Annotated in this window: 8 protein-coding genes and 1 rRNA gene; 6 read left to right on the top strand and 3 right to left on the bottom strand. The window is 34.8% G+C overall.

The window, feature by feature from the left end; all coding sequences use genetic code 11:
- Positions 1–15 precede the first annotated feature (15 nt).
- Complete coding sequence (locus ACE01P_RS09515) at positions 16–3183, top strand: efflux RND transporter permease subunit (RefSeq protein ID WP_379696726.1); 3168 nt, start codon at positions 16–18, stop codon at positions 3181–3183.
- Positions 3176–4627 (top strand): TolC family protein, encoded by a 1452-nt coding sequence (locus ACE01P_RS09510; RefSeq protein WP_379696723.1) that lies wholly within the window; start codon positions 3176–3178, stop codon positions 4625–4627. Before ACE01P_RS09515 ends, ACE01P_RS09510 begins: the two co-directional genes overlap by 8 nt.
- A 241-nt stretch (positions 4628–4868) precedes the next feature.
- On the opposite strand, the gene ACE01P_RS09505 is transcribed toward ACE01P_RS09510, so the two are convergent.
- Positions 4869–5615 carry a DeoR/GlpR family DNA-binding transcription regulator gene (locus ACE01P_RS09505; protein WP_379696720.1) on the bottom strand — a complete coding sequence of 249 codons (747 nt, stop codon included), beginning with the start codon at positions 5613–5615 and terminating at the stop codon, positions 4869–4871.
- 99 nt (positions 5616–5714) lie between these two features.
- Between ACE01P_RS09505 and ACE01P_RS09500 the strand changes: the two genes are divergently transcribed.
- Complete coding sequence (locus ACE01P_RS09500; RefSeq protein WP_379696717.1) at positions 5715–6248, top strand: 5'(3')-deoxyribonucleotidase; 534 nt, start codon at positions 5715–5717, stop codon at positions 6246–6248.
- 74 nt (positions 6249–6322) lie between these two features.
- Here ACE01P_RS09500 and ACE01P_RS09495 read toward each other — a convergent pair whose 3' ends face one another.
- Together ACE01P_RS09495 and ACE01P_RS09490 are read right to left on the bottom strand one after the other, a co-directional pair.
- A complete protein-coding gene (locus tag ACE01P_RS09495) occupies positions 6323–8005 on the bottom strand; it encodes an ATP-binding protein (RefSeq protein ID WP_379696714.1) in 1683 nt (560 codons plus the stop codon).
- A gap of 90 nt (positions 8006–8095) precedes the next feature.
- Entirely contained in the window at positions 8096–8275 is a 180-nt protein-coding gene (locus ACE01P_RS09490) for a hypothetical protein (RefSeq protein ID WP_379696711.1), read from the bottom strand.
- A gap of 527 nt (positions 8276–8802) precedes the next feature.
- Between ACE01P_RS09490 and ACE01P_RS09485 the strand changes: the two genes are divergently transcribed.
- The 3 genes from ACE01P_RS09485 to ACE01P_RS09475 all read left to right on the top strand — a co-directional run.
- Positions 8803–9474, top strand: coding sequence for a hypothetical protein (locus tag ACE01P_RS09485; protein WP_379696709.1), 672 nt, complete (start codon positions 8803–8805; stop codon positions 9472–9474).
- Positions 9475–9839: 365 nt separating this feature from the next.
- Positions 9840–10205 carry a hypothetical protein gene (locus ACE01P_RS09480; protein WP_379696706.1) on the top strand — a complete coding sequence of 122 codons (366 nt, stop codon included), beginning with the start codon at positions 9840–9842 and terminating at the stop codon, positions 10203–10205.
- A gap of 1119 nt (positions 10206–11324) precedes the next feature.
- Positions 11325–12132: ribosomal RNA gene (locus ACE01P_RS09475) — 16S ribosomal RNA — on the top strand; the annotation flags it as partial.

Below are 12132 nucleotides of genomic sequence, written 5' to 3'. Positions count from 1 at the left end.
TTAAAAAATACAAAAATGTTTAATAAATTTATTCAAAGACCTGTTCTGTCGATAGTAATATCGTTGATTATTGTCTTTTTAGGGGTATTGTCGGTTTTAAGTTTACCAATAACCCAATTCCCTACAATTTCACCTCCAATGGTGAACGTTACTGCAGATTATCCTGGATCGAATGGTGAATTGATGGTTAAGGCAGTTGTTATTCCTTTGGAAAGAGCCTTAAACGGGGTTCCAGGGATGAAATATATGGCTTCTGATGCAGGAAATGACGGTGAAGCAACAATTAAAGTAGTTTTTAACTTAGGTACAGATCCTAACCAAGCTGCAATTAACGTTCAGAACCGTGTGGCTTCTGTTACCAATAAACTTCCTCCTTTAGTAATTAGAGAAGGTATCAAAATTACTCGTGAAGTACCGAGTATGTTGATGTACGTGAACCTTTACAGTACAGACAAAAATACCGACATGAAGTTCTTATACAACTATGCCGATATCAACGTACTTTCTGAATTAAAAAGGGTAAACGGTATCGGTTCTGGAGATATCTTAGGAACACGTGAATATGCAATGCGTATTTGGTTGAAACCAGATCGTATGTTGGCTTATAAAATTTCTGCTGATGAGATAATGGAAGCATTATCAAGTCAGAGTTTGGAAGCTTCTCCAGGTAAAACAGGGGAGAGTTCTGGTAAACGTTCTCAAGCATTTGAGTATGTATTGAAATATTCTGGACGTTTTACAACGAAAGAACAATACGAGAATATTGTAGTAAAAGCAAATCCGAATGGTGAGCTTTTGAGATTGAAAGATGTTGCAAAAGTTGAATTTGGAAGCTCGATGTATGATATCTATTCTAATTTGAATGGAAGACCATCTGCGGCGATCGTATTAAAACAATCTTTTGGAAGTAACGCGAATCAGGTTATTGAAGAAGTAAAAGCAAAACTGGAAAAAATCAAACAAAGATTTCCAAAAGGAATGGATTACGAAATTTCATATGACGTTTCTAAATTTCTTGACGCTTCTATTGAAAAAGTAATTCACACTTTGGTTGAAGCATTTATCTTGGTAGGTTTAGTAGTATTCCTTTTCTTAGGAGACTGGCGTTCTACGGTTATTCCGGCAATTGCGGTTCCTGTATCATTGGTAGGAACGTTTGTGTTCATGACATTTTTCGATATTTCATTGAACTTAATTACATTATTCGCATTGGTATTAGCAATTGGAGTCGTCGTCGATGATGCGATTGTGGTTATTGAAGCTGTCCACGCCAAGATGGAAGAGGAACATCTGTCGCCATTTAAAGCCACTAAGAAAGCAATGCATGAAATCGCGGGGGCAATCATTGCAATTACCTTTCTTATGGCGGCGGTATTTATTCCGGTAGCATTTATGTCAGGTCCTGTTGGGGTATTCTACAGACAGTTCTCTGTAACTATGGCAACGGCGATTATTCTTTCGGGTATTGTGGCTTTGACTTTAACGCCTGCGCTTTGTGCGATGATGTTGAAAAATAATCACGGAGTGCCTAAAAAGAAAACACCAGCAAATAGATTTATTGATGCTTTTAATGAAAAATTCAATTTAGCGCAAGGAAAATACCAAAATCTGTTAGCTAAAATTGTGAACAGAAGAGTGGTTACAATTGTAGCGCTTCTTGGTTTCTGTGCTGGAACATGGTTAATAAGTAGCACTGTTCCTTCTGGATTTATTCCGAATGAGGATCAGGGAATGTTTTATGCTGTAATTCAGACTCCTCCAGGTTCTTCTTTGGAAAGAACAAACAATATTGCGGAGAGAGTTCAGAAAATTGCTGAAGGTATTGACGGAGTGAAATCGGTTTCTTCATTAGCAGGTTACGAAATTCTTTCTGAAGGTACAGGTGCTAACTCAGGAACATGTTTGGTCAACCTTAAAGATTGGAGCGACAGAAAAGAATCTGTTATTGAGATTATGCATGAAATGGAAGAAAAATGTAAAGATATTGCAGGAGCTAATATCGAATTCTTCCAACCGCCTGCTGTACCTGGATATGGTGCTGCTGGAGGATTTGAGCTTCGTTTGTTAGATAAAACAGGTTCTGTTGATTACAAAAGAATGGAACAAGTAAACAATGATTTTGTTGCTGAATTAAATAAACAGCCAGAATTATCAAACGTATTTAGTTTCTATAGCTCGAGTTTCCCTCAATATATGATGAAAGTTGATAATGATTTGGCACAGCAAAAAGGTGTTTCTATCGAAAATGCTATGAATACGCTGTCAACTCTTGTTGGAAGTAACTACGAAATCAGTTTTATCAAATTCGGTATCAATTATAAAGTAATTGTTCAAGCTTCGCCAGAATATCGTGCGCAACCAGATGATATCTTAAAATTATACGTTAAAAATGATCGTGACGAAATGGTGCCTTTTTCTGCTTTTATGAAATTAGAAAAAGTGTACGGACTTTCAGAAATTACACGTCATAATATGTATACTTCAACGCAGATCAGTGGTTCACCTGCGGCTGGTTATAGCTCTGGTACAGCAATTAAAGTGATTCAGAAAGTAGCTGCTGAAAAACTGCCAAGAGGATATGACATTGACTGGGCAGGTATTTCTGCCGATGAGGTAGCACAAGGTAATCAAGCTATTTGGGTATTCTTAATCTGTTTAGGATTCGTTTACTTGGTATTAGCGGCGCAATACGAAAGTTTTATTCTGCCACTGTCAGTAATTCTTTCTTTGCCAGCCGGTATTTTTGGAGCTTTCCTTTTATTAAAATTAACTGGATTAGAAAACAATATCTATGCTCAAGTTGCCATGGTAATGCTTATCGGATTATTAGGTAAGAATGCCGTATTGATTGTAGAGTTTGCGATTCAAAGACACGCAGCAGGGAAATCGGTTCTTGAAGCAGCAATGGAAGGAGCAAAAGCTAGGTTCCGTCCAATTTTGATGACCTCGTTTGCTTTTATCGCTGGTTTATTGCCACTTGCTTTTGCAACGGGTCCGGGTAAAATTGGTAACAGAACAATTGGTACTGCAGCAGCAGGAGGTATGCTTATCGGAACCATTTGCGGTGTATTTGTAATTCCGGGCTTGTATTTCATATTTGCTAAAATTGCTGAGAAACACAAATTGGTAAAACATGAAGAAGAAAACCCATTAACAGAAGAAATTGATAACAATCATGTATAAAGTTAAAACATATCAATATAGTATTGTATTAGCTGCATGTCTAGCAGTTGCAGGGTGTAAAACCCCTGCACCTGAGGCAGCAGTAACTACAAGTACGCCAGTTCCTGATTCGTTTGGGCAAACAGCTCAAACACAGGAATCAAACAATAATACAGCTGCTTTAGCTTGGAAAGATTACTTTAAAGATCAGAATCTTATTGATCTAATTGATATTGCTCTTAAAAATAATCAAGAACTAAACATTACTTTACAGGAAATAGAAATCGCAAAGAACGATATTCGTGTAAAAAAAGGACTTTTATTGCCAACTGCGGGCTTACGTGCAGGAGCTGGAGTAGAAAAAGTAGGTAGATATACAAGCCAAGGTGCTGGTGATGCTACAACTGAAATTAAACCAGGTGTTGAAACTCCAGATCCGTTAGGAGATTTTACAATTGCCGCTTACGCGAATTGGGAAGTAGATATCTGGAAAAAACTTCGTAACTCTAAAAAAGCAGCTTTAAATAGATATTTGGCTACGGTTGAAGGTAAAAACTTTGTTATTACAAATCTTATCGCTGAAGTTGCTGATTCTTATTATGAATTAATGGCTTTAGACAATCAATTGGATATTGTAAAGCAAACTATCAAATTACAAACTAATGCTTTAGAAATTGTAAAAGTTCAAAAACAAGCGGCAAGAGCAACTGAACTTGGAGTTAAGAAATTTGAAGCAGAGGTTTTAACTTCACAAAGTATGGAGTTTGATATCTTGCAGAAGATAAAAGAAACAGAAAATAAAATCAACTTTTTGCTAGGAAGATATCCGCAGGAAATTAAAAGAACAAGCAATAATAATTTCTTAAGTCTTTTACCAGCAGCTGTAAGTTCTGGAATTCCGTCTCAATTGTTAGAGAATCGTCCAGATGTTAAACAAGCAGAATTGGAATTGGTGGCTTCAAAATTAGATGTAAAAGTAGCTCGCGCTGAGTTTTATCCTTCTTTGGATATTACTGCTGCGATTGGGGTAAATGCTTTTAAACCTTCTTATTTGTTTACAATGCCAGAATCGTTATTGTACTCATTGGCTGGAGATCTTGTTGCGCCTTTGATTAATAGAAATGCGATTAAAGCGGAGTTTGCAAGTGCCAATGCAAGACAAATTCAAGCATTATACAATTACGATCGTACGGTTTTAAATGCGTATTTAGAAGTTTCAAATCAAATGTCTAAGATTGAGAATCTTCAAAAAGGTTACGATCTTAAATCAAAACAGGTTGATGCATTAAATACTTCTATAGATGTTTCAAACGATTTGTTTAAATCGGCAAGAGTTGATTATTTCGAAGTTTTAATGACTCAAAGAGATGCATTAGAAGCTAAATTGGAATTAATCGATACTAAAAAAGAACAATTAAATGCTGCAGTTCATGTCTACAGAGACTTGGGCGGCGGATGGAAATAAAATTGCCACTTAATTTGTAGAGAAAAAGCCTTTTGGGAGTAAAATCCTGAAAGGCTTTTTTTATTGCTAACCATATAGAAAAGTGTAAAATTTAGTTTTAACACATAGAAACATAGATTTTTATTGCTCCTGTTTAAGATTACAGAAAAAAGCAAGCTTTAACACATAGTTCTATGCGTAATATTATAAGTGAAATGCCTTTACTAAATGCCTAAAAGCTATGTTTCTATGTGTTAAAAAATTATAGAACCGTCACTTGTTTTTTGTACGGTTTTAATATTTCCTCGTCTGGCGAAATATTAGTTACCAAAACATCAATATCTTTTAAATGCGAAACAAAATAAGTTTCTCCTGTATCAATTTTTTCGCTTGAACCCAAAGCAATTATGAAATTCGAATTCTGAATCATATTTCTTTTGATCTGCGCATCATCATATAAAATTCCAGTAAGACCACGTTCATGATGAATTCCGCAAGTTCCCAAAATACAGATATCGGCTCTGAAATTTCTGAAAAAGTCCAAAGATTCCATACTGGCAGTCGTAAAAGAGGTTTTACACATTTTTCCTCCAGCAAAAATTAAATCAATGTTGGGTAAATCTTCAATTAAAACTGCAACTGGAAAACTATTTGTAATTACGGTCAATCTCAAATCATGCGGAAAACTTGCTACCAAAGCCAAAGAAGTTGTTCCTCCATCAATAAAAACAACTTGTCCGTCTTTAAGATAAGAAATTGCTTTCTCTGCAATAATCTTTTTGTTTTCAAGATCGTGTTTTTCTCTTTTTCTATAATGCAAAGGCATTGGAGAAGGAGCAACCGCACCACCGCGAACAGCTTTTAAAAGTCCCTGGTCTGAAAGTTCTTTCAAATCACGTCTGATCGTATCTTCAGAAACACTCAAATATTCGCTTAACTCTACCGAAGTTACACGATGTTCTTTAGATAAATATTCTAAAATGGTCTGTTGTCGTTCTTCTTTTCTCATTTCTATTTGCGGTTTAATACTGCAAAAATAAATAAAAAATCGCAATATTTTGCTGTTTGTTGCAATTTTTGCATAATTTAGCAGCAAAATAAAATTACAATGAAAAAGAAATCAATTGCAATCGACATGGATGGAGTGCTTGCTGATGTAGAGGCACACCTAATTACTTACTTCGAAAGAGATTTCGGAATAACAATTTTAAGAGAAGATATTCAAGGTTTAACTGAGGAAGAAGCATTCCACAGTCGGGAGAAGGTTATGAGTGTTTTAAACTCTAAAGATTTCTTCAGAACATTACCCGTAATTGACGATGCTGTAGAAAGTTTAAAACTGTTACAGGAGAATTTTGAGATTTATATTGTTTCTGCAGCTACGGAATTTCCGCTTTCGCTGAATGAAAAAATAGAATGGCTTGCAGAACATTTTCCTTTTATCAATTGGCAGAACATTGTTTTATGCGGAAGCAAAAGCATTATCAATACTGATTATCTTATCGATGATCATCCAAAGAATCTAGATTTTTGCATGGGTAAACCCATTATGTTTACTGCATTTCATAATGCAAAAAAAGAAAATTATTTAAGAGTAAATAATTGGAAAGAAGCTGTTGCTGTTTTAAAAGAAGCAGTTTAACGCAAGGTAATTTTTAAAAATTACTTGTTTTTTGAAGAAAAAGCCTTTCAGAAATCTTCCGAAAGGCTTTTGTTTTATATAGGAATTGCTATTCTAGCTTTAAATCCATTTTCAGGTTCTGTTTCAAATTCAATGCTTCCTTTAACCGTGTGAATTCTATGCTCCATATTCTGAAGGCCATTTTTAGAAATCTTCTCTTTTTCACAGCCGACTCCATTATCGGTATAATTTATTAAAATCGATTTCTGATCGCTTTCAAATTTTATTACAACTAGATTTGCCTTACTGTGTTTTTTCATATTCACCATTAATTCTTGCAAAACCCTTCCGATAGTGATTTTCTTTATATCGTCAACATCTTCCCAGTTTACACTTTCTAAATTGGTGGCGATAATATTTCTTTCAACAGTATTATAGGCAGAAAGCATTTCTTTTATGCTTTTGGTGAAATCTTTTCCGGTTTCGATTTTATTGTTTTCTTTCGAAATCCCTCTTACACGCCCGTAAATATCATCCAATTTCTGAAGAAGATTTTCTTTAGTGTATTCTGTAGCCAATGGCTGAGATTCAGCAAAAGCAATTACTTGGAATACATCATTTGCTAATTCATCATGAATCTTTTTAGAAATTCTCGTTTCCGTATCGTATGAACTTTTAAATTCGATAGCCTTATTTTTATTTTTATAGTAGCGAATCAAAATCGCAATTAAAATCACCAAGAAAATAAAAACAATTACAAATACAATTCGGAGATATTTGGCTTTTTGAAGAGATAATTGATTTTCGGCTTTTTCTAAACGTAGTTTTTCATTTTCATCCTTTTCCTTTTTTGCATCGTATTTAATTTTGGCAGATTTGTTTTTGAAATTATTTCTAACTTTAATAATACTGTCGTTTAAGGTAAAATACTTTTGTGTGTATTTGGGAGTATTAGAAGTATTGTCATTTGAGACTAATATTTGCAACGCTTCCAACCTTTCATCAACACTATTCATTTTTGTTGCTACTTTGTAAGCCAAAAGAGCGTTTTCATCTGATTTCTGTTTGTCTTTTTTAGAATAATAATCGGCAAGATGAAGATAGCTTTCAATGCTTCCATAAGTGTCATTAGTTTCGACTCTTATTTGAAGACCTTCAGTCATTAATCGAAATCCTTTTTCATCCATTCCGTTTTTGAAATATGCAAAACCCAAATTATCTAACAATATAGATTTATCACTTGGAGCAGCTTTCTTTTTTAAGTCTTTACTTGAAAGAGATTGTAAAAGAGAATCTAAAATAGGGATTGCTTTATTGTATTTTTTTTGTTGAATATAAACAGCTGCAATATTTTGTATGGGACCTTGTTTTAAGAGAGGGTCGGCATATTCATTTGCGGCTTGTTTATAGTAATAAATGGCATCGTCATAAAGAGAAAGTTCTTTGTCAGCAATACCCAACGAATTATTTGCGTCAGCAATATAAACTCCTTTTTTAATATATGGTAATGCTTCAGTTATGATTTCTTTACTCCCATAATAATCTCCATTTCTCTGATAGATTTCTGCAATTCTATTGAGTATGTACGAGATATTGGCACTGTCTTTTAGGATTTCATATAGTTCTTTTGATTTATTGAATTGGTAAAAGGCAGTATTAAAATTCTGTTGATCAAAATTTTCAATAGCTTTGTTTCGTAAAAAGAGTGCCTCTTTCCTAATGGATTTATTATCAGGATTAACAGGTTTTTTTTCTTCGCAAGAAAAAAGAAAAAGCAAAATAATACAATAAAAAAAAGGGGACCGTAACATTTAAATTTACTTTCCCCGAAAATAGTAATTAATTAGATACTAAAAACTTTTTTTTTATTATGGACCTGGTGGTGGTGGATTTCCATTTCCTTTGTCACCAGGACCCTCATTATAATCTGCTGACGGTGTGCCAACCTTTTCAATTTTCTTTTTAGGTTGAGTCTCATACTCATCAGGAGTACAAGAAAATATCGTGAACAATAGCGCGAAAGCTATGAATAGTAATAGTTTTTTCATTTTAATTTAATTTAGAAATTAGACATAGGTATGGCTGTTCGGACTTGTCCGAATCTTGGAATTGCGATACCAAAATTGTTTTTTGGGGAAGTGAAATCGTGTAGACTGTAAGACGTAATTTATACTTCCCGAATAAACTCGGTCTTACGGTTTTCCACAATGTTAATTAGAACTAGTTTTATATTTTTGTTTTAGTCTGCAGACAAAACTTGAACTAATTTCTGATGCAAAGTAATGACGCTTCTAGGTCACTATCGATAAGGGATTCCCGGAATTCCTGCGTATTCCTGAGATTCCCGAGAATTCCCAATAAAGCAAATATGCAAAGGCTATTTTTTGCTAAAATGTTATTTGATTTCTAACCAAATCTCTATTATTATAGATGCAAAAAGTTCGTCAAAAGTTGGTTGCGAACAATTAAAAAAAATATAGAAATAAAATAGATTTGGAACGGAAATTGAAATTGCTGGTAAGAATTTAATTGTAGAAGTAGAAAGTAAAGGCATAGAAAAAAGTTTTGGTTAAAAATGAAAATTAGAGAGTCAAAAGAAGTTCCTAAAAAAGGCAAGATGAATAATACATTAGAAGAGTATAAAAAAGCGATTAGAATTAAATACGAGATCGAAAAAGAGGGAGAATACTTTGATTTTTTATACCATCCTTCGCGCGGTAAACTCCGTGATTTGTGCTGGCTTATTTTTGAAGATAATCCGACACAAGACGATTTAAATGTTTTTCGAAATTTATTATGCTTAAATTTTGACCATACTCAAAAACATAAATTCAAAGATCAAAAAGACAAGTTCAGGCCTATTGAAACTTTTTTCAAAGGCGAAACGGACCCGTCAAATATTGACGCCATAAATCTTGCTGCGGTAATCGTCGACTTTCAGCCGCGCCCGTTTAAAAAATTCAATGAAAAATGCAGAATTGAAGAAGCCAAACAAATTAAAAATGTCGTTGAGAATGTAACTACTGAAATAGAAAATAAAGGCATAGAAAAAAATGTTTTGGTGAAAAATGAACATGAAGAGTCAAAAGATATTCCTAAAAAAGGAAATCTCTTGTTGAATTTTAAGAATCTATTTTCTAAAAAAATGGCTCAGAAAATATATCCTCGTAAAATAATTACGATTGCAGTTGGAGCAGTTGCTCTAGTTTCTTCTGCGTGTCTATATTTGGTTCAGAAAAAAGATTAGAAAACATTGTTTCGAAATGAAACTGATAAGCATTTTGAGAAATAAAATGCATAAAGCAGTAAAAAGAATGATTTTTTGAAGTGTAATTTTGGTAATTAAATAGTTTGTTTTCCGGCATATATTTACTGTTATTTACACTATAAAGATAAGAAAAAAATCCCGTTAAACCTAGTAAAAATCAATAAAATAGCGTTTTTTTAGTGAAAAAAAATACACTTTTTAATATAATTCAGAACTATCTAAATATCAGTTTTTAAGAGGAAAACTAATTTTTTCAGAAACCAAATCGCAATAAAATTATTTATATTTATAAAAATAAATAGATTATCATTCTACATAAAGTCCATTCCAAAAAAATCCCGTCTATGAAAAAGCTTCTATTACTATTAATCGTTTTGTGCACTGTCAGCTGTAAAAAATATGTGGTCTCGTTTGAACAGCCAACCGATATGAAATTAGATAACTTAAAACTAGAAGTCTTTTTAGATAAAGAGAAAGTTCAAGATATTAATTTGAAAGCAACAGAAGCATTGCCGACTTATGAAACAGTTAGCTTGTCTACATCTGGAGAAGGAAAACACTTGCTTCAGGTTAAAGCAAAAGACACTACGTTCAATTTCGACGTAAAATATCCCGAAGAGAAATATATTATGGTTACTACTCATATTAATAATAAAGGAAAACTTCATGTTGGGATTTTAAAACAAAATTATAAGTTTAGATTCCGCTAGTAGGAGATTCGCATACCTAAGTTTTACTTGTATTCTCCCAGATTCCCAAGTACTGGCTGTAAATTATTGAAGACATTGGATTATTTAAAATTTGATGAATTCAAGTAAAAAGTAGAAAATAAAGTTTTAAATGTATACATATATTATAGTAAAGTATAAAACGAATTTTGTGAGATCATGATTTAAATATAAATTCTACATATATAATAGTACTTAGCCCGACAGTTTTCCAAAAGCTGTCGGGTTATTTTTTGATACATATATTATATAAGTATAGAAATGTCCGTTCGAGCGCAGCCGAATCCGATCGGGTTTTGTAATTCGGAATAATTGCAATTTTTGATTTAGGAGCTGTTTCCCGCTATCCGCTCCAATCTTTTCGGACCGAACCCCGGCCCAAAAAGGATTTCCGCTTCTATCGGGGCTATGGGATCGGTCTTCGAAAGAGGATTTTCGGTAAAACTAAGCTCTGGCAAGCATAAGAAATCATCAAAAAACGGGATCAAAGGCTAAAAATCCAATAAAAGCGGAGAGATGAAGCCCCCGAAAAACTGGAAAAACGGAAAGCGTTTCAGAAAAATCCCACGCAAACCCAAAAAACATGAAAACGTAAAGAATATGTTGCCAGCGAGTTAAGAAATAGTTTTGAAAAAGATTTAAAAAAGGGCATGAAAAGTGTTGGAAAAGCGGAAAAAGGTTCTACTTTTGCACCCGCAACAGCGAAAACGCTCTTAGAAATTCAGGCAGGCAACAGGAATCGGAACGGAAAGAAATTTTCGGAAAAAAGATTCGGAAAAGCTTGCGGGAATTGAAAAAGCTTTTTACATTTGCACCCCGCAAAACGGGTAGAGCTCTTTGAAAGATTGGAAGAAAGATTATAAAAATGAGGCGAAAAAAAAGCTTCAATTTTTTTTAAGTTTTTCTTGCAGGAAACAAAAAGAAGTTTTAGTTTTGCACCCGCTTTGAAACACAAGCGATACAGAATAGAAGACACGTTCGTAGACATATTGAATTGACAGCCGTCTCGTTTAACAACGAGACAAAAGAAATAAGAGCAGTAGAATCGATAGATTCGAAAAAGAACCGATATAAAGCATCGATTATATAATATTAAAATATACGATGAAGAGTTTGATCCTGGCTCAGGATGAACGCTAGCGGCAGGCTTAACACATGCAAGTCGAGGGGTAGAGGCTTTCGGGCCTTGAGACCGGCGCACGGGTGCGTAACGCGTATGCAATCTGCCTTTCACAGAGGGATAGCCCAGAGAAATTTGGATTAATACCTCATAGCATTGGAGAAGGGCATCCTTTTCCAATTAAAGTCGCAACGGTGAAAGATGAGCATGCGTCCCATTAGCTAGTTGGTAAGGTAACGGCTTACCAAGGCGACGATGGGTAGGGGTCCTGAGAGGGAGATCCCCCACACTGGTACTGAGACACGGACCAGACTCCTACGGGAGGCAGCAGTGAGGAATATTGGTCAATGGGCGCAAGCCTGAACCAGCCATGCCGCGTGCAGGATGACGGTCCTATGGATTGTAAACTGCTTTTGTACGAGAAGAAACACTCCTTCGTGAAGGAGCTTGACGGTATCGTAAGAATAAGGATCGGCTAACTCCGTGCCAGCAGCCGCGGTAATACGGAGGATCCAAGCGTTATCCGGAATCATTGGGTTTAAAGGGTCCGTAGGCGGTCTTGTAAGTCAGTGGTGAAAGCCCATCGCTCAACGGTGGAACGGCCATTGATACTGCAGGACTTGAATTATTGGGAAGTAACTAGAATATGTAGTGTAGCGGTGAAATGCTTAGAGATTACATGGAATACCAATTGCGAAGGCAGGTTACTACCAATTGATTGACGCTGATGGACGAAAGCGTGGGTAGCGAACAGGATTAGATACCCTGGTAGTCCACGCCGTAAACGAT

This window comes from Flavobacterium sp. HJSW_4, assembly GCF_042436695.1.
GTDB lineage: Bacteria > Bacteroidota > Bacteroidia > Flavobacteriales > Flavobacteriaceae > Flavobacterium.
Note: the sequence above shows the minus strand (reverse complement) of the source record. Positions and strands in the feature narration are given on the sequence as shown.

Excerpts from the sequence above, each read along its gene's own strand:
- ACE01P_RS09515 (WP_379696726.1), top strand. The coding sequence starts at position 16 with ATGTTTAATAAATTTATTCAAAGACCTGTTCTGTCGATAGTAATATCG.
- ACE01P_RS09510 (WP_379696723.1), top strand. The coding sequence starts at position 3,176 with ATGTATAAAGTTAAAACATATCAATATAGTATTGTATTAGCTGCATGT.
- ACE01P_RS09505 (WP_379696720.1), bottom strand. The coding sequence starts at position 5,615 with ATGAGAAAAGAAGAACGACAACAGACCATTTTAGAATATTTATCTAAA.
- ACE01P_RS09500 (WP_379696717.1), top strand. The coding sequence starts at position 5,715 with ATGAAAAAGAAATCAATTGCAATCGACATGGATGGAGTGCTTGCTGAT.
- ACE01P_RS09490 (WP_379696711.1), bottom strand. The coding sequence starts at position 8,275 with ATGAAAAAACTATTACTATTCATAGCTTTCGCGCTATTGTTCACGATA.
- ACE01P_RS09485 (WP_379696709.1), top strand. The coding sequence starts at position 8,803 with ATGAAAATTAGAGAGTCAAAAGAAGTTCCTAAAAAAGGCAAGATGAAT.
- ACE01P_RS09480 (WP_379696706.1), top strand. The coding sequence starts at position 9,840 with ATGAAAAAGCTTCTATTACTATTAATCGTTTTGTGCACTGTCAGCTGT.